This window comes from Streptomyces sp. RKAG337 (assembly GCF_023701715.1).
In the GTDB taxonomy this organism is placed as follows: Bacteria; Actinomycetota; Actinomycetes; order Streptomycetales; family Streptomycetaceae; genus Actinacidiphila.
This window is the reverse complement of sequence record NZ_JAJOZA010000001.1, coordinates 7156297-7177117: the sequence shown is the minus strand read 5'-3', so window position 1 is coordinate 7177117 and position 20821 is coordinate 7156297. Positions and strand designations below refer to the sequence as shown.

Sequence of the window (20821 nt, the reverse complement as noted above, 5' to 3'; positions counted from 1 at the left end):
TCCGCACCGTGCTTCCCGGAGGCCGGAGGGGCGGCGCGCTCGGTTGCCGACGCGGCCGCTCCGGGGAGATCGGGAACCTCGACCAGGGCAGGTAAGTCCGGTGTGAGCTGTGAGTGTTCGTCAGCGTCCATGGGGTATCTCCGCGATGTCTGGCCCCCAGGGCGGAGGCCGCCTCGTGCACTCCTTCGTCAACGCCGGCCGTGCTTCCGGCCGGACGATACTCCGTGCTCCGCACCGTGCCGTCGTACACCTCGTGGTGGCAGGTCTCCGGCCGGTTCAGCTCCGCACGGGGGCGGAGGTCCGCCGGCCGGCCGGAGAACTCTGTACTGAAGCCGCTTCCCCCGGCGCGGGGCGGCAAACGCCCGGGGCGTGACAGGGCTCCCGCGGTCCACGAGGACCCGAGCGCACCCCACGACGCGCCGCGGACCGGTGCGCTGCACGCCCGGGAGTTCTGGCGTGTTGCGCACCGGTCCGCGGCGGACAGGCGGGAGTTCGGGCCGTCAGAGGCCCGACTTCTCCTGGGGGATGCGTTCCAGCAGCCCGCGCAGGTCGTCCGCGTGCTCCTCCTCCTGCGCGAGGAGCTCCTCGAACACCCGGCGGGTGGTCGGGTCGCCGTTGCCGAGCCACTGGGCGATCTCCGTGTAGGAGGCGATGGCGACCCGCTCCGCCACCAGGTCCTCCTTGATCATGTCGATCAGGCCGAGGCTCGCGTCGTACTCGGCGTGCGAGCGCTTGGTGAGGGTGTCCGGGTCGAAGTCCGGCTCCCCGCCCAGCTGGACGATCCGCTGGGCCAGTTTGTCCGCGTGCGCCTGCTCCTCCTGGGCGTGCTCCAGGAACTCGGCCGCGACGGGCTCCGAGTACAGCCCGGTGGCCGTGAAGTAGTGCCGCTTGTAGCGCAGGGTGCACACGATCTCGGTGGCCAGCGCCTCGTTCAGCACCTGGATGACCCGCTTGAGGTCGGCGCCGTAGGCATCCGTCACCGGACCCTTCTCGATCTCCTTGCGTGCCCGGCTCCGGAGCGTTTCGATGTCGGTCAGGAACTCCGCCATGTCGTACTACCGTCCTTCGTGATCTGCGGCCAAGACGAACGGGAGACCCGTCCACGCGCTGCGCGTACCCGGCTGTCCCGCCCGGTACGCCCTCCCCGGCCCGAGATCAGCCACCCGGCCCCGGCATCGCCGGATGCAGCGGGTCATTCGGCCGAATCCGGCTCCCCCCGCCGCGGAACCGCACACGGTCGTACCGACGGCCGTCGGCCCGTGCACACGCCCGAGGACGGGGTAGCAGACCTGCATGGGCTCGGAGTCCGTTCCCGGTACCCGCCGCACCGCGCACTCCGGCTCGGACGGTCCGTCGTCCCGCCGGGGGCCGAAGGCTGCCCGGGTGCTGCGCCGGATCTGGCGGCGGGGCGTCGAGATAGAGCTGATGCAGCGGTCGATGGGCTTCGCCGCACTCGGCCTGGTGACGCTGATTCCGCTGCTGATCGTCGTCGCGGCGGCGCTGGGGCACAACGGTCAGGGGTTCGTGGCGTGGGTGCGGGACGCGCTCGGGGTGACGGGCGGTTCCGCGCGCGCGGTGGAGAGCCTGTTCAGCAGCCCGGCGCGGGTGCTGAGTACGACGACCGCGCTCAGCCTCGCGTCCCTGGCGGTCTTCGGGCTGTCCTTCATCGCCGCCATCCAGACCGCCTACGAACGCATCTGGGAACTGCCGTCCGCACCCTGGCACGCCACCTGGCGGCGGGCGCTGGCTCTCGCGGTCCTGGTCGGCTATCTGCTGACGGCCGAGTACTGCGACCACGTCCTGCAGGACACGCCGCTGCAGCCCCTCATCCGCATCGTCGTGACGGCGGTGGGAGGCGTGGCGTTCTTCTGGTGGATGCAGCACTTCCTGCTGTGCGGCCGCATCGCCCGGCGGCTCCTGCTGCCGGGCGCCCTGCTGACCGTGGGCGGGCTGGTCGGGCTCCGGTTCTTCTCCATCACCGTCTTCTCACCGCTGATCGCCAGCAGCGCGGTCTCGTACGGGCCCATCGGAACCGTCCTGATCGTCCAGTCCTGGCTGATCGGCATCGGATTCGTCATCTATGCGGGAGCGCTGGCGGGGCAGGGGCTGTATGAGCGCAAGCGTCCTCAGTGACGTGACCGCGCCACCATCCGACCGGTTGGAGAGGACGACAGTGGAGCGTTGGCAGTACGGCTTTCTGTACATCGGGTACTACGGGCCCCCGGGGGCGGGAAAGGTCTACGAGCTGGTGGTCACCGGCGAAGGAGCGGAGATCGTCGCGCTGGAGGACTCGACGCTCCAGACCCCCACGCTGATCCTGGCCCGGCTCGACCGGCTGGGCGGTGAGGGCTGGCTGCTCGAGGCGCGCGGCGAGGCCGAGTACAGCGCGCGGGGGATGGCACCCGCCTGGATGCTCGACAAGGTCAGGGAGCTGGATCCCGGGGGCGAGATGGGGACGTACTCCATCTACACGATGCGGCGGACGCTGGACTGACCGCTGTCGGCCGCTGTCGCACTCGCGGCTGGACCGACCGCCGTCAGCCGCTGTCGCATTCGCGGGCGGTCAGCGGCGGGCCGTCCACCGCGCAGTGCATACGGGGCGCGGACGGCTCCTCCTCCTGCGGCGCTGCCGGCACCTCGGCCGGCGGCGCGGTCGGGGTGCGGATCATGGTGGCGGCCAGCACGGCGCCCGCCACGAGCAGCGCCGCCGCGATGACCAGCGACAGGTGGAAGCCGTGCGAGAACGCCTCGGGGTCGTCGTAGCTGCGGCCCGACAGTCCGGTGACGGCGGGCAGCGCGGCGATGGCGATGAGGGCGGCCGCGCGGGCGACGGCGTTGTTGACCCCCGAGGCCACACCGGCGTGCTCGGCGCCGACGGCGTCCAGGACGGTGGCGGTGAGCGGGGCGACCAGCACGGCCAGGCCGAAGCCCAGCACGACGACGGCGGGCAGCACGTCCCGGAGGTAGTCGGCGTTCGGCCCGACGCGGAACATCAGCAGGATCGCGGCCGCGCAGATCAGCGGTCCGACCGTCATCGGCAGCCGGGGCCCGATGCGCTGCGAGAGCCGGCCGAAGCGCGCGGAGAGCAGGAGCATCATGATCGTGATCGGCAGCATCGCCGTCCCCGCGGCGATCGGCGAGAATCCGGAGACGACCTGCAGCTGGACGGCGAGCAGGAAGAACACTCCGCCGAAGGCTCCGTAGACGGCGAACGTGACGCCGTTCGCGGCGCTGAACTGGCGTGAGGCGAACATGCTCAGCGGCAGCATCGGGTGTGCCTGGCGCGCTTCCGCGACGAGGAAGCCGGCCAGGGCGGCGATGCCCAGCGCACCGCTGACGATCACCGTCGGCGACCCGGCCCCGTGCTCCGGGGCGGCGATGATCGCGTAGGTGACGCCTGCCAGTCCGAGACAGCTCAGGGCCGCGCCGAGCACGTCGATCCGGCCGGTGGCCGCCGGATCGCGGGTCTCGGGCACGTGCCGCCGCGAGATGAGGACGACGGCGACGGCGAGCGGGGCGTTGATGAGGAACACCCAGCGCCAGGAGGCGGCCTGGACGAGCCAGCCGCCGAGGAAAGGACCGATCGCGGTGGCGACGCCGCCGAAGGCGGACCAGGAACCGATCGCCCGCGCCCGGTCCTCCGGGTGGAAGGACGCCTGGATCATGGCCAGGCTGCCGGGCATCAGCAGCGCTCCCCCGACGCCCTGCAGCGCTCGTGCGGCCAGCAGCAGGCCGGCCGTGGGCGCCAGCCCGCAGAGCAGTGACGCGGCGGCGAACCACAGGACGCCGACGTTGAAGACCCGGCGCCGGCCGTACCGGTCGCCCAGCGCTCCGCCCAGCAGAATGAGCGAGGCCAGTGCGACGGTGTACGCGGTGACCGCCCATTGCAGGGTGCCGAAGCCGGCGCCGAAGTCACGGCCGATCGCCGGCAGGGCGATGTTGACGACGGTGGCGTCGATACCGGCGAGCGCCGACCCGAGGACCGAGGCCACCAGCACCCACCGCCCGGCGGCCGACCGGACGCGGATCTCCCCGGCCGTCCCGGTCCCGCCGGGCTTCCCGGCCACGCCCGGCTGCCCTGCCCCGTCCGCTTTCCGCCGGGCCGCCCGCGACATCGAGAACATGGCGGGGCCTACCGTTCTGATCCGGGCAGCCGGAGCGGCACCGCACCCGTGAGAGGTGCGGGAGCGGGCACGCGGTCCGGGAACTCGATCGGGTCCGTGATGATCGCCTCCCAGGTCCGCGCTGCGCGATCCGGTGGGCCGGGAGCCCGGCCGGCACGACTCACGCTATGTGCGCCGATCTCCCACGGCAAGCGGTCCGCGACCCCTGACGGCCGCCGTGCGGCGGCCGGTGACCGCGTCCCGGGCGTGGTCAGGCGTCGATGTCCCGGAGGCGTTCCAACTCCCGCCGGTCGCGCTTGGTCGGGCGGCCCGCCCCCCGGTCGCGGTGGCCGATCGCCAGCAGGTCCGCGCGGGCGGGCGGCGGCGGGCTGTTGTCGACGAAGCACTCCGCCGCGACGGGCGCACCGACGCGCTTGCGCACGATGCGCGAGACGACCACGATCCGCTCGGCGCCCTCCCCGCGCAGCCGTACCTCGTCCCCGGCCCGCACCGTGTGGGCCGGTTTCACCCGTTCACCGTTGACCTTGACGTGGCCGGCGCGGCACGCCGCGGCGGCCATCGACCGGGTCTTCGTCAGCCGTACGGACCAGATCCAACTGTCGACCCGTACGGTCCCCTCGTCTGCAGCCATGACACGACCTTAAAGCCGGCGCGGCCCGGCGTGGCCCGGATGGGGTCAGCCGCCGCCGACGGCTCCGCTCTCCAGGGGCAGCGGCCGCAGTCCGGCGCGGCGTCCGGTCGTGCGGGAGGTGCGGCGGGCCGGGACCGCCGCGCGCCACAGCCGTACGCAGGACAGCAGCGTCGCGGCCGCCAGCAGGCTGTTGCGCGTCACCAGGACGGCGACGCCCTGCCAGGAGCTGTTCAGCACGGCGCCGAAGAACAGCGGGAAGTCCACGGCGGTGACGGCGGTGGCGAGAAGCAGCAGTACCGCCACCGGGCGCTGGGTGGTGCCGCGCACCGTCAGGCACACCGCGGCGAGGGCGATCAGCCAGATCAGGTACTGCGGGCTGATCACCCGGCTGGTGGAGGTGAACAGCAGCACCGCCGTGAGGGCCGCGTCGTAGACGGTGGCCTCGCTCCAGACCCGGGCGCGCCAGCGCCACAGCAGCAGCCATCCGAACGCCACCGCGGTCAGCAGCAAGGAGCCGCGGGCGACGCTGGAGACGTAGGGACCGAGGAACTCGAACGAGCCGTAGTGCATCCTGACGCGGCCGGGCCAGCCGCCCAGCCGGGCCAGGTGCAGCAGGGTGCCGCCCATCGACTCGACCTCGACGCCCCGGTTTCCCTGCGACGAGAGGAACCCGAACGTTCCGCGGAAGCCGAGCGCCAGCACCGTCAGCAGCACCGCCGCGGACACCAGCACCGCGCTCCACGCCTCGCGGGTGGACCGGCCCCTGGGGGTGCCGAGCACGATGAGCGCCGGCCACACCTTGATCATCGCGGCGAGTCCGGCGAGGGTGCCGCCGAGCCACGGCCGCCGGCCGATGACCAGCAGGGAGAGCACGGCCAGCGCGGTGACCGCCACATCGAACCGCGCGAAGGGCAGCGCCAGCAGCAGGGGCAGGCCACCCGCCCACAGCCAGGCGCCGGCCGCGCTGCCGGACTCGCCGGCCGGGCCGCCGCCGCGCGCGGCGCGCACCAGGGCCAGCACCACCACGGCGTCGGCCAGCACCATCAGCGCGACGAACCCCTGCAGGTACGACACCACGGGCAGCAGAGTGGGCGCGAGCATGACCAGCCCGGCGCCCGGCGGGTACTGCCAGGTGACGTCCCTGGCCGGGAACGATCCGGCCTCCAGTTCCCCGGCCCAGCGCGTGTACAGCCGGTGCACCTCTTCCGCGATGTCCCCGTGCCCGGTGCGCAGCATGGCCAGCATCACCAGCCGCGAGGCCACCCAGTAGGCCGCCAGCGGCCACCAGCGGGACTCGATGCCGAATCTGCTTCCAGCAGGCGCCGTACGCTCCCGGTCCGTATCGCACGCGCATCCCGTGCACTCGGCCTCACCGCACGACGCCACCCGAACCTCCACAGTCCACGCCACCCGCCAACCACACCACCCCAGACGCTAAAACATCCCAAAAGCTGCCAAAATGACCAACACGCTGAAATCGTTCACCAAAGCCCGGCCGACTGGGCCGAACAGGCCCTACTCCGCGACCAGACGTTCCAGGAGCGCGACGGCCCGGGTGGCGTCCGGCAGGGCGGCGATCTCGTCCCGCAGGCGTTCGGCGGCCAGCCGGTAGGACGCGTCCGCCAGTACCTCGACGACCGCCTCGCGGACGTCGTCCGGGGTGGCCCGCACGGCGTCGAGCACCCGGGAGACGCCCAGCGCGGCACAACGGGCCGCGTTCTGCGGCTGGTCGGCTCCCATCGGGATCAGCACCGACGGCAGACCGTACGCCAGCGCGCCGATCACGCTCCCGGACCCGCCGTGCGAGACGACCACGTCGCAGTGCGGCAGAAGCGCCGCCTGCGGAACGAACCGCTCGATGCGCACATGGCCGGGCTGCGGCCCGAGCTCCGCGGGGTCGATGTCCTTGCCGACCGTCACGACCACGTTGACCGGCAGCTCCCGTAGCCCCTCCAGCACCCGCGCGAAGAGGTCCCCCGACTCCACGTTGAACACGGTGCCGAGGGTGAAGTAGACGGTCGGCGCGTCTCCCAGTTCCCCGATCCACTTCGGTTCGGCCTCCTCCGCCGCCGCGTCGAGGCCGCGCGGCCGGAGCGCCTGCCCGGTGGGCGGCAGCGGGAAGTCCGGGTGCCGGAAGCCGGGCGGGAAGGGCGCCAGGACGAGATGGCGGCCGAGCATGTCCAGCCCGGGATCGGCGGGCAGGCCGTGCGCGGCGCGCAACGCGTTGAGCGGCTCCGCGATCAGGTGGTGCCGTACGAACGAGCCCTCGGCGATGACCAGTACGCGTGCGTACGGCAGTCCCAGGCGTTCGGCCACGATCACGCTGCCGAAGTCCATCTCCTCGCACACCAGCAGATCGGGCCGCCACGCGGCGTACAGGCCGACCCCGCTCGCGGCGCGCTCACGTGCCATATGGCCGGCGAAGGCGTCCCGCAGCACCTGGTCCTCGCGCTCGGTACTGACCGCGAGCAGCGGACGCCGCTCCGCCTGCCACTCGTGGCCGGCGTCCCCCTCCAGGACGTCGAATCCCGCCGCCGCCACCGTCCTGCCCATGCTGGGACGACAGGTGAACGCGACCGTGTGGCCGGCCTCCCGTGCGGCGTCGGCGATCGGGATCAGCGGTTCGAAGTGGCCGTTCCCTCCGACGAAGGTGAACAGAATGCGCACGGTGGCGTCCCCTCTCGCTCGCGAAGGCCGACATCATGCCATCGTTCCGCGAACCGGAGACGGGGGACGGCGCACGTCCGGACACCGGGCACGGGCCGGGCCGGGCGGCGTTACTCGGCGGGATCGGGCTCCACCAGCAGCCGGGCGTAGTTGGCCGCCGAGCGCTGGTAGCGGGGCAGATGGCCGGCCAGCGCCGTCAGCGCGATCGACACCGCTTCGCGTTCGCGGCCGGTGTCCGCCAGGGCGAGGGCGAGAAAGACGGTGACGGCGTCGTCCAGGTGGTCGGAGCCGGCGTCCCGCTCGGCGGTCAGCAGGGCGACGCTCTCCGGCGCGCGGCCGAGGTTGCGCAGCGAACTGGCCAGCTGGATCACGGCCCGGCGGCGTCGCTCACCCGTCAGTCCGAGGCCGAGCGCCTGCCGGTACAGCGGGACCGCGAGGTCGGAGTGGCCGGTCGAGTCGAACGAGGCGGCGCGTTCGAACACCCCCACCGGATGGTCCGGGGGCAGCTCGGCGGCGAGTTTCTCCATCCGGGCCTGGAAGTCCTCCTCGCTGTGGTCGTCGATGGCCGCCCACAGCTCGGCCGTCCGCCGCTCCCACCCGGCGTCCGTCGCGGCCGTCCCGGCCGTTCCCGCCGTCGCGTTCGCCGCACCGGCCGCGTTCGTCGTGTCGCTCATGTCGTGCTCCCCTCACGGTCGCCCCGCCGGGCGGCGGTGGCGCTGCTCATGGGGGCCATCCTGCGAGCCTTGCTACGCTCCCACCAGTCATTCGGCCCGGACCGAATCACTCACCGGGACACCCGATCTCCGCGGGGAGCACACCATCGCCGTCACTCTGCGGTTCAGCCCCGCCGACCTGCGGCGATGCCGCTTCGCGGTCTCTCCGGCGCTGGAGACGCTCGCCGCGGTCCGCGTCGCCACCGGCGAACAGGGTCCTGGCCACCACCAGCGGTGGCTGGACTCGGTCCGCCCCGCGCTCGGCACGCTGGACCTGCGGCCGATCACCCTGTTGCAGCCCCGGCGCGGATACACCCCCGACTTCCTGTCGCCGCCGACCGGTCCGCTCGCCACGTTCGACGAGGACCTCGCCCGCATCGCGGCGACCCCGCCGGAACAGGTCCGCGCCGAGATCGTCCGCTCGCTCCAGGAGAGCCCCGGGGCGTCGGACAGCGAGACCGGCCGGCTGCTGCTCGGCGAGCCCGCCGGCGTTCTCGCGCTGCTGACGCGGCTGGTCCGCGAGGCATGGCACACGCTGGTCGAACCGGTCTGGCCGCGGGTGCGCAACCTGCTCGACGCGGATGTCGGCTTCCAGTCCCGGCGGCTGGCCGAGGGCGGTCTCGACCGGCTCTTCGCCGAGCTCCATCCCATGCTGCGGTGGCACGACAACGTCCTGACGAGGGAGTTCGGCGACGACGACCGGCGCGATCTGCACGGCGAGGGACTGGTGCTGGTGCCCAGCGCCTTCAAGTGGGACGAGGTCGTCATCGTCGTCGACCCGCCCTGGCAGCCCACCGCCATCTACCCGGTGCGCGGTCTCGGCACCCTGTGGCAGCCGCCGCGCGGCACCGGGGACGCCGCGCTGGCCCGGCTGATCGGGCGCACCCGGGCCGCGCTGCTGACCGGTCTGACGGAACCCGCCTCGACCTCGGCGCTCGCCCACCGCCATGCCCTCGCGGGCGGCACCGTCTCGGAGCACCTCTCGGTCCTGCGGGACGCGGGCTTCGTCGTCGGCGAGCGCCACCGGCACGAGATCCGCTACCGCCGCACGGACCTCGGCCACGCGGTGGCGGAGCGCGGGCACGGCGGCGGATAGCGCGCCGGAGCGGCGGCCGCCGTCAGGACGTGGGGCGCTCGTAGAGCCTGTCGAGCCGGTGGTCGAGGGCGACCAGGTCCGGATGCCGGGCGACGAAGCGCTTGCCGCGCTCCCGCTCCCGGACCGCGTCGCGGACGCTGCGCCGGGCGGCCCGGTGGAGCGCCGCGGCGAACCGGACGGCCGGTTGCCCGGCGGCGGCCAGCTCCGCGGCCACGGCGCGGAACTCCGCGTCGACCTCGGCGAGATGGGGACCACGCCGGTCGGCCGCGTCCTCGACCGCGATCCGGGCCTCGGCCCGGTCGATGCCCAGTCGTGCGGCTAGCCGGAACGCGATCGTGTCCAGAACACGCTGCTGCTCGGGCGTCATGGATCCAGTGTTGCGCACGGATCGCCGTCGCGATAGCGCGCCGGCCCCCCTCGTCCGGAGGCAGATCCGCACGTCAGTCCTGGGGCTCGCCGTCCGGCGGGTCGATCCGGCGGGACTCCTCGGCACGGCGGCGCAGGGTGTTGCGACGATATCCGGCCACGGCGATCAGCAGACCCGCGGCAAGGCTGACCCCGACCCACAGACCGAGCCACTCCAGAACCATGATCACCAGCGCCGCCACCTCCTTGTCTCGCCGGCCGCGCGGGGCAGCTGGCGGCGGGTGAGGCGAACCCGTCCATACGACGCATTGGTACCGGATCATGCCGAACCGCTCTTACTGGAGTGTCCCAGCCCGTCGGCACCCAGGAGGACAACTTCCCGCAACGGTCACTCCTCCGGGGGAGGTTGCTCTCAAACCTCCACGCCGTACTCCGCGCCCGAGCGCTCCGCCTCGTACCGTTCCCGCAGTTGGCCGGCGTAGCGGCGCAGGCTGTCGGGGCTCAGCGGCTGACCGCCGCGGCCGGAGACGTTGTAGCGGACGAAGAGACTCTTCGCGAGATCGTCGAAGGTCGGGTACTGGCCCAGCGCGTCGGTCAGTTCGACGAACGCGGCGTAGATGGTGTCGAGGCGCGAGGCGGCGCCGGCCGGACCCGCGGGCGCGGCGGCCGGCTGCTCCCGGGCGGCCACCGGTGCCGGTTCGGGCGCCGTGCCGTCGTCCTGCGCCGGGTAGTCGCCGAGCTCGCCCGACTCGTCCGCGGGCAGCACCGGGACCGGGGTGAACCAGAGGTTCTCGTACCCGTCGTTCCCGTCGTCCCCCGCCGGCTGTCCCGGGTGCGCCCGGCCGTCGACGCTGTCCGGAGCGGCGGACTGCTCATGGCGGGTGGCCCCGGTGTCCTCACCGTCCGCGGCTGCGGCCTCAGCGGTGGCGCTGTCCGCTCCGCCGGGACCGGCGGTGACCGCGGGCACGGCGGGAAGGGTGATGCCGGCGGCGGCGAGGCCGAGGGCGGCGGTTTCGGCCAGGGGGATGCCGTAGCGGGCGAGCCGCAGGGGCATGAGGGCTTCGATGGGTGCTTTGCGGCGCCAGGCGCGGCCGTAGCGGGCCTGGAGGCGGGCCTGGTAGACGAGGCGGTCCTGCTCGAGGCGGATGACCTGGTCGTAGGAGCGCAGTTCCCACAGCTTCATACGGCGCCACAGCTTGAAGGTGGGGAACGGGGCCAGCAGCCAGCGGGTGAGACGGACCGACTCCATGTGCTTGTCGGCCGTCAGGTCCGCGACCCGGCCCACCGCGTGCCGGGCGGCCTCGACACAGACCACGAACAGCACCGGGATGATGCCGTGCATCCCGACCCCGACCGGATCGGGCCAGGCGGCCGCACCGTTGAACGCGATCGTCGCCGCGGTCAGCAGCCACGCGGTCTGCCGCAGCAGCGGGAACGGGATCCGCATCCACGTCAACAGCAGATCCAGCGCCAGCAGCACCACGATCCCGGCGTCCACACCGATCGGGAACACGTTCGCGAACCAGCCGAAGCCCTTGTTCTGCGCCAGCTCCCGCACCGCGGCATACGATCCCGCGAAACCGATCGCGGCGATCACCACCGCACCGGCGACCACCACACCGACAAGAATCCGGTGCGTCCGGGTCAAACGTATCGCGGGCACCCGCGACCCCTCCTGTAGGTGTCGTACATCAGTTCAGCGGTGCCCAGAGTCTCATGGGCCGAGCCCGCCGGAAGTGACACCCCTCGAACACCCCTGACATGAGCCGGCTCCCGCACCGCCGTCGGCGGTGCGGGAGCCGGCCACGGTGCCCGCGGAGAAGCGCTGTTACCGGGCGACGGACAGCGACAGCCCGAACCGGCCGCCCGTGTCCGTCCACCAGTGGCGCAGGTCGAGCCCGGAGGCTTCGAGCTCCCCGCGCAGGCCCTCCTCGCGGAACTTCGCGGAGATCTCGGTGCGCATCTCCTCGCCCGGCTCGAAGGTGACCGCGAGGTCGAGCTCCGGGATCTTCACCGTCTGGTGTGAGCGGGCCCGCAACCGCATCTCGATCCACTCGCGTTGCCGGTCCCACAGGGCGATGTGGTCGAACTCACCCGCGTCGAAGTCGGCGCCGAGTTCCCGGTTGATGACGTGCAGCACGTTCTTGTTGAACTCCGCGGTCACCCCGGCCCCGTCGTCGTAGGCGGCGACGAGGGTGGCCTCGTCCTTCACCAGGTCGGTGCCGATCAGCAGCGCGTCGCCGGGGGCGAGTCCGGCGTGGACCGCGGCCAGGAAGCGGGCGCGTTCGACGGGCAGCAGATTGCCGAGGGTGCCGCCGAGGAAGGCGACCAGCCGCGGCCCCTCGGCCCCGGGCACCCGCAGGTCGCCCAGGAAGTCGCCGATGAGGGCGTCGACCCGCAGCCCGGGGTACTCCTTGAGCAGCGCTTCCCCGGCCTGTTGCAGGGCCGCCTCACTGACGTCCACGGGCGTGTACGTCTTCAGCGTCCCGGCGGCGAGCAGCGCGTCGAGGAGCAGCCGGGTCTTGTCGGACGATCCGGAGCCGAGCTCGATGAGGGTGGCCGCTCCCGTGGCGGCGGCTATCTCCTTCGCTCTCGACTGCAGGATCTCCCGTTCCGCGCGGGTCGGGTAGTACTCCGGGAGCCGGGTGATCTCCTCGAAGAGCTCGCTGCCGCGGGCGTCGTAGAACCACTTGGGCGGCAGCCACTTGGGGTCGGCGGTGAGCCCTTCGCGTACGTCGGCGCGCAGGGCGTCGGCGGTGGCGTCGGCGGGCAGGCGGCGGGTGAGCGTGAAGGTACTCAACGGTTCGGCTCCTTGAGCGTCGTGAGCTGGATCTCGTCGGGGGTGGCGACGAGCAGGGTCCGGTCGGGGACCCTGACCCAGGTGTCCTCGTCGTCGTGGGGTTCCGAGACGACGAGGACCGAACGGCCCGGCTCGTGGCGGTAGTAGAGGGTGTCGCCCCAGGTGGTGGCGGCGATGACGGCACCGTCGGTGAGAAGGAGGTTGAGGCGCCCCCGGTCGTGCGGGGCGAGGTCGGCGATGGTGCCGGCGAGCGCGTCGCCCGGCGGCTCCCCGGCCCGCAGCCGGTGCAGGGCCAGCGCCCAGACGAAGGCGGAGTCGCAGCGCGCGTCCAGGGAGAGCAGTTCCGCGGCGGACAGCCGCGCGGCGGCGGGCTCCAGGGTCGCGGGCCAGCCGGTGAGCGCCCCGTTGTGGCTGAAGAGCCAGCGGTCGGCGGCGAACGGCGCCGCGGCGTTCTCGCCCGCCGCACCGCCCTCGGTCGCGGAGCGGACGGCGGCCAGCAGCGCGCCGGTGCTGATGACGCGGGCGAGGTCGGGGAAGGAGGCGTCGGCCCAGATCGGTCCTTCGCGGCGGTAGCGGGCGGGCACCGGATCGCGGTCCGCGTACCAGCCGACGCCGAATCCGTCGGCGTTGACCGTTCCGTGGCGCTGCTCGCGGGGCGCCCAGGACTGCCGGTACAGGCTGTGTGCCGGCTCGGTGAGCACGGTGCGCAGCGCGACGGGCGGCCCGAGGTAGGCCAGATGCCGGCACATCAGCGGCCGTCCTGGGAGCGGGCGGTGCGGAAGCCGGAGAAGATCTGCCGGCGTACGGGGTGGTCCCAGTTGCGGAAGGTGCCGCGGCAGGCGACCTGGTCGACGGCGAACGCTCCGCCGCGCAGCACCTTGTAGTCGCCGCCGTAGAAGACCTCGCTGTACTCCGGGTAGGGCCACGCGGCGAATCCGGGATAGGCCAGGAAGTCGCTGCCGGTCCACTCCCAGACGTCGCCGATGAGCTGGCGCACCCCGAGCGGGGAGGCTCCGGCGGGGTAGCTGCCGGCGGGGGCGGGCCGCAGGTGCCGCTGGCCGAGGTTGGCGTGTTCAGGACCCGGGTCCTCGTCCCCCCACGGGTAGCGCTGGGAGCGGCCGGTGGCCGGGTCGTGGCGGGCGGCCTTCTCCCACTCGGCCTCGGTGGGCAGCCGGCGTCCGGCCCAGCGGGCGTAGGCGTCGGCCTCGTACCAGGACACGTGCAGGACGGGCTCGTCCGCGGGCACCGGTTCCGTGACGCCGAAGTGCCGGCGCAGCCACTGGCCGCCTTCACGGCTCCAGTACAGCGGGGCGAACAGGCCGGCCCGCTGCCGGTGCTCCCAGCCGGGTCCTGTCCACCAGCGCGGGTCGTCGTAGCCGCCGTCCGCGATGAACTCCAAGTAGGCGCCGTTGGTGACCGGTGTGGTGTCGATGTGGAAGGCGTCGACCTGGACGCTGTGCGCGGGGCGTTCGTTGTCCAGCGCCCAGGGTTCCGTGGAGGTGCCCATGGTGAACGGTCCGGCGGGTACCAGGACCTCGCGCGGCAGTGTCGCGGCGTCGGCGGGTGCGGCGGGCGGCGACGGTGCGGTGAGGACGGCGGGGCCGGTCCGCAGCTGATGGGTGATCAGCATGGTCTCGTCGTGCTGCTGTTCGTGCTGCGCGACCATGCCGAAGGCGAATCCCGCGTCGAGGAGGCCGCTGCCGTGCAGCGGGGTCTTCTCGATGAGGTCCATGACCCGGCCGCGGACCTCGTGGTTGTATCCGCGGGCCTCACCGGGCGGCAGCAGGGGCAGCCGGGGCCGCTCCGCGCGGGGGTGCTCGAAGGCGTCGTAGAGCGAGTTGATCTCACTGGGGAAGATCGGCTCGTGGCCGCCGACGGTGCGCAGCAGCCACAGCTCCTCCTGGTTGCCGATGTGTGCGAGGTCCCAGACCAGGGGTGACATCAGCGGTGAGTGCTGGGCGGTGAGGTCCGGGTCCTCGACGCATTCGGTCAGGGTCCGGGTGCGGGCGCGCGCGGTGGTCAGGGCCGCCGCGATGCGGGCGCGCAGCGCGTCATCGTTTTGCCCGGGGGCCCGCCCGGGGGCGGTGCTGTCGTTCACGCGCGGTCCTCCTTGGTCGGCGTGCCGGTCCGGGCCGGCGGGCGGCCGGACGCGGAGCGGACCTGGTCGATCAGGTCGTCGGCGGGACATCGGCCGCGCGCGATGTAGCGCTCGGCGAACTCGGTGACGGTGGCCTGGACGTGCGCGGGTGCGCCGATCCGCGGCAGCGCTTCGAGGGCGGCCCGGAAGCAGGCGTCGGCCGCCCGGCGCAGGGCCGGGTCGGTCAGGCCCCGGCGGGCCGCGCGGACCCACAGCGGGTTGCGCGGGGCGGCCGGGCCGCCCACGCCCAGCGGCAGCAGGGCCTGGAGCGCCGCCTGGTGGGCGACGGGGTCGTCGAACAGGGCGGTGACCACGGCCAGCGGCACGATCCAGCCGTCCTCGCCGGACTGCGCGTCGATCATGCGCAGTTCCAGGTGGCCCTGCGGCCGGACGGGCGGGAACAGGGTGGTCAGGTGGTAGCGCAGATCGTCGAGGGTGGGTGCGGAGCCGTCCGGGCCGCCGTTCCCGATCCAGTCGCGGAAGGTGAGTTCGGTGGGCGCGGTCCAGGGCAGGCCGTCCTGCTGCCGGATGCACATCACCGGCGCGTCGAGGGCGTACCGGGCCCAGGCGGCGCGGGGTTCGCGGTCCAGCGGCGGGGCGAGGGTGCGGGCGGTGTCCATCAGGGACCACACGGCCTGACGGGTGGACCGCCAGCCGCTGGGGACGCCCTGGCGCAGCGGTGAGTTGGCGAACGCGGCGACCAGGACGGGGCCCAGCAGATGGGCCAGCCGCCAGCGGGAACGGATGCCGTGCGGCCCGGGGCTGTCGGTGCCCGCGTCCACGCAGACCTGCACGGAGGCGGTGCTGCACATCATGGAACGGCCGGCGGGGCCCGCCCGGTCGAAGTACTCCTCCATCGCGACATAGCGCGGGAGGTCCAGGATGCGGCGTGGTGTGCGGTAGGGATCGTGGCCGTGGCCTGCGGCGACGAGGCCCCGCGCCTTGAGATGGCCGCGGACGGCGGCCAGGTCGGCCGAGGTCTCCTCGACGCATTGCGCGAGGGAGTCGGCGGGGCGGGAGCTGAGTTCTATCTGGCCGCCCGGCTCACGGGTGAGCCCGGCGTTCAGCGGGAGCTGTTCCAGGCCGCTGACGGCGTCTGCCAGCCGGCCGGGGTCGATATGCAGGGCCGGGTCGTTCGTGTCGTGCAGAAACCATTCGAGCTCGGTACCGACCCTGGTCGGTGGGCCGGTCTTGAAGCAGATGCCGTGGATGAACAGCTCTGCCTCTGCCTCGGTGACCGGTCCCGCGGAACCGGGCTGCCGCCGGGCCGGTCGCCTGGCGGTGCCTGCCATGTCGTGACGCATGGTGATGTCTCCCATCGGGCCGCTGTGGCGGCCGCTAACCAATGTGCCTCACTACGGACGATCGCGCTCACTTTTTCTTATGGTTTGTTCGAATATGTTAACTTTTTGGCCGATGTTCTTTTGTGTCACATGCCCCCCGCATGCGTCACCTGCCCCCCGACCGCATTCCCGGCCGCTTTTCGGCGAAACGGGCGATCCGGTCGGCGGCCTCGGCGAGCGCCGACTCCGGCAGCGCGAAGTTCAGCCGTGCGTAGCCCTCCCCCGCCGCCCCGAACGCGGCGCCGTCCGTCAACTCCACGCCGCACGCGGCCAGCAGCACCTCCCGGATCCCGGCGTCGGGCGCGACACCCTCCGGGCGGGCGCCGGCGAAGGCCGCTCCGCGCAGCCACAACAGGAAGGACGCCTCCGGCACGCACTCGACCGCTCCGGGAACCGCGTCCGCCAACCGGGTGACGATCAGGTCCCGCCGGTCCGTCAGCCCGGCAGTCAGTGAACGCAGCCACGGCTCGCCGTGTTCCAGCGCGACCTGCTGGGCGAGTGCCCCGAGCAGCCGTCCGCCCTCGAAGAAGCCGAATCCCTCCAGCGTGGCGACGACGCGCCGCCGCAGGCCGGCGTCGGGTACGAGGAGGAACGCGTCCGCCAGGCCGCTGACGTTGAAGGCCTTGCCCACCGAGTGGACGACGACGGTGTGCCGCGCGAACTCCCCGGCGGCGTCTACGGCGGTGCTGTGCCGGTGCCCGGGGTGCACGATCTCGCAGTGCACCTCGTCGCTGATCAGCAACCCGCCGCAGCCGGCGGCCGCCGCGGCGAGCGCGTGCAGTTCCGCGGCGTCCCACACCCGGCCGGTGGGGTTGTGCGGGCTGCTCAGCGCCACCACGGCGCCCGGTTCCCGGCGGCAGGCGTCGGCGAACTCGTCCACCGCCAGCCGGTATCCGCCGCCCGTCCGGTCGAGCGGGATCTCCCGTACGGTCCGGCCCGCGGCGCCGGCGACGGCCGCGAAGCCGCCGTACTCGGGCGCCGGCGTCAGCACCGGGCCGCGCGGCGCCGGACCGGCCGCGGCCGCGTCGAGCAGCACGCGTACCGCGGTGCGGGGACCGAACGGCAGCAGCACCACCCAGTCGGGGTCGATCGCGGCCGCGTGGCGGCGGGCGTACCAGCGCGCGACCAGCTCCCGGGCGGCGGGATCGGCCCGGGTGTACCCCAGTGCGTGATGGTCCAGCCGGTCCCGGAGCGCCGTGTAGAGGGCCGGGAATCCCGGCAGGTCCATATCGGCCACGCCCAGCGGGATCCGCCCGGCGTCCTGCTCCACGCCCGCGGTCAGCCACTTCACGCTCCGGGTCCCCGTCCGGTCCAGCCCGTGTCCGCCGTCCATCGGTCTCCCTGTCGTCGCCGCCGACCAGTCCGTCCGTCCCTGCCTACCCGTCCCCTCGAAGTAAACAGCGAAAATCGCTTGCCCCTCCGGTCGTGAGGAGTAATTTTGATTACATGATTACAGCGAAGGATCGTGAAGCGGTACGCGGCTGGTTCGCCGGGCGCCTGCCGGAAGGACTGTTCACCGAGCTCCTGGACGTCACCGTCGACCGGGAGGAGATCACCGTCGTCGGCCGGATCCCCGAGCCCGAACTGGCCGCGGACGTCTCGCAGGCGGAGCGGGACGCGGCCCAGGAGGGGCGCATCGCGGAGTTCCGCGGGCGCACCCGCGGCGCCCGCATGGAGGTGGCCCGGGAGGCCGAGGAGAAGTACGGGCGGAAGGTGTCGTGGGGTGTGCAGTGCGCGGACACCCGCGGCTGGTACACCACGGTCGCCGCGCCGGTCATGACGCGACTGCGCCAGCCCGAGCGCCAGGTGCTCGACACCCTGATCGCGGGGGGCGTCGCCCGCAGCCGCAGCGACGCGCTGGCCTGGTGCGTACGGCTGGTCCAGCGCAACGCCGACGACTGGCTCGGCGACCTGCGCGGTTCCCTGGAACACGTCGAGCAGGTGCGCGCCCAGGGGCCCGACAAGGACTGACACCCGTCCGCCGCGGACCGACACTCCCTCGTGCCGGCGCCGTCCCGCCACCGCGGGGCCGCGCCGGCACGCGCATGTCTCCCAGGCGCCGTTGACACGGCCTGCCCGGCTCCCTAAATTCAGGGGAACCGCATTAGTAACGTTCCTTAACTTGAAACTCGGCACCCCCGCCCAGGCGCGAACCCCCCACGAGCCACTGGGAGATCCAGCGTGTTCCTCCGTCCGGCACCACACCGTCGACGGCAGGCCACCGCGGCGGCATTCGCCGTCCTCGGTCTCGCCCTCGCCCTCGTCCTCCCCGCCAACGCCGCTCCTCCGGCCCCCGCCGCCGCCCGCGCGGCGGCACCGGTCACCGTGACCGCGCCGGAGCCGGGCTCGGCGACCGCCCTCACCGGCTACGCCATCCAGTCGTCCGCCAAGGTCACCGACTCCCCCACCACGGTCTCCACACCCGGCTACCCGGCCGCCGGCTGGTACCCGGCCGGTCCGCGCTCCACCGTGCTCGCGGCGCTGCTCGCCACCGGCCGCTACCCGGACCCGTTCTACTCGCAGAACCTCAAGAAGATCCCCACCGCGGACTTCGCCGTCCCGTGGTGGTACCGCTCCGACTTCACCGTCAGCGACACGTCCGCGCGCACCTATCTGGACTTCAGCGGCGTCGTCTCCGCCGCCGACGTGTACGTCAACGGCGTCCGGATCGCGACCAAGGACGCGGTGGCCGGCGCCTACACCCGGCATGAGCTGGACGTCACCTCCCAGGTCAGGGCGGGTACCAACACCGTCGCCTTCCTCGTCCAGCCGAACGATCCCCGGAAGAACCTGACCATGGGGTGGATCGACTGGCTCCAGCCGCCGCCCGACGAGAACATGGGCCTGGTCCGGGACGTCCTGGTGCGCCGCGGCGGACCGGTGGCGCTGCGGGACGCGCACGTGGTCACCGCCCTCGCACTGCCGTCCCTCGGCTCGGCCGACCTGACCGTGAAGGCACAGGTCCGCAACGACACCGCGGACCCGGTCACGACGACCGTGTCCGGCACGATCGGCGCCATCACCTTCAGCCAGAACGTCGGCCTCGCGGCACACGAGACCAAGGCGGTCGCCTTCGCGCCGTCCGGCTACCCCCAACTGCGGCTGAACCAGCCCGCGGTGTGGTGGCCGGCCGGCATGGGCGCCCAGTCGATGTACGACCTGCGGCTGACCGCCACCGTCTCGGGCACCGCATCCGACAGCGCGCAGGAGCGCTTCGGGATCCGGGACGTCAAGGCACCCGTGGACGGCAACGGCGCGCGCCAGTACTCCGTCAACGGCCGCAAGCTGCTCATCAAGGGCGGTGGCTGGTCACCCGACGTGTTCCTGCGCTGGGACCGCACGTACACCGAGGACCGGCTGCGGTACGCGCTCGATCTGGGCCTCAACACCATCCGGCTCGAAGGCCACATCGAACCTGACGAGTTCTTCGACCTCGCCGACCGGTACGGCATCCTGACGATGCCCGGCTGGGAGTGCTGCGACAAGTGGGAGGGCAACGTCAACGGCGGCGAGCCCGGCGACAAGTGGACCGCGGCCGACTACCCCGTCGCCAAGGCGTCCATGGCCGGTGAGGCCGCGCGGCTGCGCGACCACCCCAGCGTCATCTCGTTTCTCATCGGCAGCGACTTCGCCCCCGACGCCACCATCGAGAAGGGCTACGTCGACGCCCTGAAGGCCGCCGACTGGCCGACACCCGTGGTCGCGGCCGCCTCCGCCAAGTCCGCACCGCTGTCGGGACCGTCCGGCATGAAGATGAGCGGACCCTACGACTGGGTGCCGCCCAACTACTGGTACGCCAAACGCGAGGGCGGCGCCACCGGCTTCAACTCCGAGACCAGCGCCGGCCCCGACATCCCCACCCTGGACACCCTGCGCCGCACGCTGTCCCCAGCCGAACTCGAAACCCTCTGGAAGGACCCCACCGCCCCGCAGTACCACCGCTCGCCCTCGTCGACCTTCAAGGACCTCAAGCTCTTCGGCAACGCGCTGACCGGCCGCTACGGCAAGCCGACCGGCCTGGACGACTACGTCCGCAAGGCGCAGCTGGCCCAGTACGAGGCCGTCCGCGCCCAGTTCGAGTCCTACGGCCGCAACGCCTCCGACAGCTCCCAGCCGGCGACCGGAGTCATCTACTGGATGTTCAACAGCGGCTGGACCTCACTGCACTGGCAGCTGGTCGACCGCTATCTCGACCAGGGCGGCGCCTACTTCGGCGCCAAGAAGGCCAACGAACCGCTGCACGTGCAGTACTCGTACGACACCCGCTCGGTGGTCCTGGTCAACAACCGGCACGCGTCCGCGTCCGGACTCACCGCCCGGGTGAGCCTGTACAACACCGACGGGACCATGAAGTACGACAGGACCAGTACCGGACTGACGGTCGGCGGCGACGGCGCCAAGACCACCGCGCTCACCGTGCCGTCCACGGTGAGCGGGCTGTCCACCACCTATCTGGCCAAGCTCGTACTGACGGACTCCTCGGGCGCCGAGGTCAGCCGCAACGTGTACTGGCTCTCCACCCGGCAGGACGTCCTGGACTGGGACAACACCGACTGGTACTACACCCCCACGACCGCCTACGCCGACCTCAAGGGACTCAGTTCCCTGGCTCCGGCCACCGTCACCGCGACGGCACGGACCACCGCCGGAAGCGACGGCACGTCCACCACCTCGGTCACCCTCAGCAACACGGGCACGGGCAAGGCGCCCGCGCTGCTGACCGACGCCCATCTGGTGGACGGCGCCGGCGCCCCGGTGCTGCCGGTGACCTGGTCCGACAACGAAGTGAGTCTCTGGCCCGGCGAGTCGGTGACGCTCACCGCCTCGTACCGGACCGCTGACCTGCACGGCTCCGCGCCCCGCGTGCGGGTCTCGGGCTGGAACACCGCCACCGCCACGGTCCCCGCGAACCGGTAGCCGCCGGTACCTGCGAATGCCGCGCCC

General features: G+C 72.7%; 19 protein-coding genes. 5 read left to right on the top strand and 14 right to left on the bottom strand.

The window, feature by feature from the left end; all coding sequences use genetic code 11:
* Window positions 1–500: 500 nt before the first annotated feature.
* Entirely contained in the window at window positions 501–1049 is a 549-nt protein-coding gene (locus LNW73_RS31790) for a ferritin-like domain-containing protein (protein ID WP_250974234.1), read from the bottom strand.
* Between the two features lie 244 nt (window positions 1050–1293).
* On the opposite strand from LNW73_RS31790, the gene LNW73_RS31785 reads away from it, so the two are divergent.
* Both LNW73_RS31785 and LNW73_RS31780 read left to right on the top strand, forming a co-directional pair.
* On the top strand, window positions 1294–2133 hold the full coding sequence (locus LNW73_RS31785) for a YhjD/YihY/BrkB family envelope integrity protein (RefSeq protein WP_250992312.1): 840 nt from the start codon (window positions 1294–1296) through the stop codon (window positions 2131–2133).
* Window positions 2134–2173: 40 nt separating this feature from the next.
* Window positions 2174–2494, top strand: coding sequence for a hypothetical protein (locus tag LNW73_RS31780; RefSeq protein WP_250992311.1), 321 nt, complete (start codon window positions 2174–2176; stop codon window positions 2492–2494).
* Window positions 2495–2537: 43 nt separating this feature from the next.
* Here the strand turns inward: LNW73_RS31780 and LNW73_RS31775 are convergent, their stop codons facing one another.
* From LNW73_RS31775 to LNW73_RS31755, 5 genes are all read right to left on the bottom strand, one after another.
* Complete coding sequence (locus tag LNW73_RS31775; RefSeq protein WP_374118290.1) at window positions 2538–4115, bottom strand: DHA2 family efflux MFS transporter permease subunit; 1578 nt, start codon at window positions 4113–4115, stop codon at window positions 2538–2540.
* Window positions 4116–4374: 259 nt separating this feature from the next.
* The gene (locus LNW73_RS31770) at window positions 4375–4755 is read right to left on the bottom strand and encodes an RNA-binding S4 domain-containing protein (RefSeq protein ID WP_250974238.1); all 381 of its coding nucleotides are present in this window, start codon (window positions 4753–4755) and stop codon (window positions 4375–4377) included.
* 45 nt (window positions 4756–4800) lie between these two features.
* The gene (locus LNW73_RS31765; protein ID WP_250992309.1) at window positions 4801–6141 is read right to left on the bottom strand and encodes a glycosyltransferase 87 family protein; all 1341 of its coding nucleotides are present in this window, start codon (window positions 6139–6141) and stop codon (window positions 4801–4803) included.
* Between the two features lie 129 nt (window positions 6142–6270).
* Window positions 6271–7422, bottom strand: coding sequence for a glycosyltransferase (locus LNW73_RS31760; RefSeq protein ID WP_250992308.1), 1152 nt, complete (start codon window positions 7420–7422; stop codon window positions 6271–6273).
* Between the two features lie 110 nt (window positions 7423–7532).
* On the bottom strand, window positions 7533–8096 hold the full coding sequence (locus LNW73_RS31755; protein ID WP_250992307.1) for a tetratricopeptide repeat protein: 564 nt from the start codon (window positions 8094–8096) through the stop codon (window positions 7533–7535).
* Here LNW73_RS31755 and LNW73_RS31750 point away from each other — a divergent pair.
* Window positions 8095–9231, top strand: coding sequence for a DUF5937 family protein (locus LNW73_RS31750; RefSeq protein WP_250992306.1), 1137 nt, complete (start codon window positions 8095–8097; stop codon window positions 9229–9231). The genes LNW73_RS31755 and LNW73_RS31750 overlap by 2 nt on opposite strands.
* A gap of 22 nt (window positions 9232–9253) precedes the next feature.
* Here the strand turns inward: LNW73_RS31750 and LNW73_RS31745 are convergent, their stop codons facing one another.
* The 8 genes from LNW73_RS31745 to LNW73_RS31710 form a co-directional block, all read right to left on the bottom strand.
* Window positions 9254–9598: a hypothetical protein gene (locus tag LNW73_RS31745; RefSeq protein WP_250974243.1), complete on the bottom strand. Its 345-nt coding sequence runs from the start codon at window positions 9596–9598 to the stop codon at window positions 9254–9256.
* 73 nt (window positions 9599–9671) lie between these two features.
* Window positions 9672–9839, bottom strand: coding sequence for a hypothetical protein (locus tag LNW73_RS31740; RefSeq protein ID WP_250992305.1), 168 nt, complete (start codon window positions 9837–9839; stop codon window positions 9672–9674).
* A gap of 170 nt (window positions 9840–10009) precedes the next feature.
* Entirely contained in the window at window positions 10010–11260 is a 1251-nt protein-coding gene (locus tag LNW73_RS31735; RefSeq protein WP_250992304.1) for a DUF2637 domain-containing protein, read from the bottom strand.
* A gap of 165 nt (window positions 11261–11425) precedes the next feature.
* On the bottom strand, window positions 11426–12397 hold the full coding sequence (egtD, locus tag LNW73_RS31730; RefSeq protein ID WP_250992303.1) for an L-histidine N(alpha)-methyltransferase: 972 nt from the start codon (window positions 12395–12397) through the stop codon (window positions 11426–11428).
* Window positions 12394–13146, bottom strand: a complete 753-nt coding sequence (egtC, locus tag LNW73_RS31725) for an ergothioneine biosynthesis protein EgtC (protein ID WP_250992302.1) — start codon at window positions 13144–13146, stop codon at window positions 12394–12396. The genes egtD and egtC overlap by 4 nt, the downstream gene beginning before the upstream one ends.
* Window positions 13146–14495, bottom strand: a complete 1350-nt coding sequence (gene egtB, locus LNW73_RS31720) for an ergothioneine biosynthesis protein EgtB (RefSeq protein WP_250992301.1) — start codon at window positions 14493–14495, stop codon at window positions 13146–13148. The genes egtC and egtB overlap by 1 nt, the downstream gene beginning before the upstream one ends.
* On the bottom strand, window positions 14492–15826 hold the full coding sequence (gene egtA / locus LNW73_RS31715; RefSeq protein WP_250993102.1) for an ergothioneine biosynthesis glutamate--cysteine ligase EgtA: 1335 nt from the start codon (window positions 15824–15826) through the stop codon (window positions 14492–14494). The genes egtB and egtA overlap by 4 nt, the downstream gene beginning before the upstream one ends.
* A gap of 157 nt (window positions 15827–15983) precedes the next feature.
* Complete coding sequence (locus tag LNW73_RS31710; RefSeq protein WP_250992300.1) at window positions 15984–17210, bottom strand: aminotransferase class I/II-fold pyridoxal phosphate-dependent enzyme; 1227 nt, start codon at window positions 17208–17210, stop codon at window positions 15984–15986.
* Window positions 17211–17323: 113 nt separating this feature from the next.
* Here LNW73_RS31710 and LNW73_RS31705 point away from each other — a divergent pair, with 113 nt between their 5' ends.
* On the top strand, window positions 17324–17848 hold the full coding sequence (locus LNW73_RS31705; protein ID WP_250992299.1) for a hypothetical protein: 525 nt from the start codon (window positions 17324–17326) through the stop codon (window positions 17846–17848).
* Between the two features lie 210 nt (window positions 17849–18058).
* Window positions 18059–20794 (top strand): glycoside hydrolase family 2 protein, encoded by a 2736-nt coding sequence (locus LNW73_RS31700; protein ID WP_250992298.1) that lies wholly within the window; start codon window positions 18059–18061, stop codon window positions 20792–20794.
* Window positions 20795–20821 lie beyond the last annotated feature (27 nt).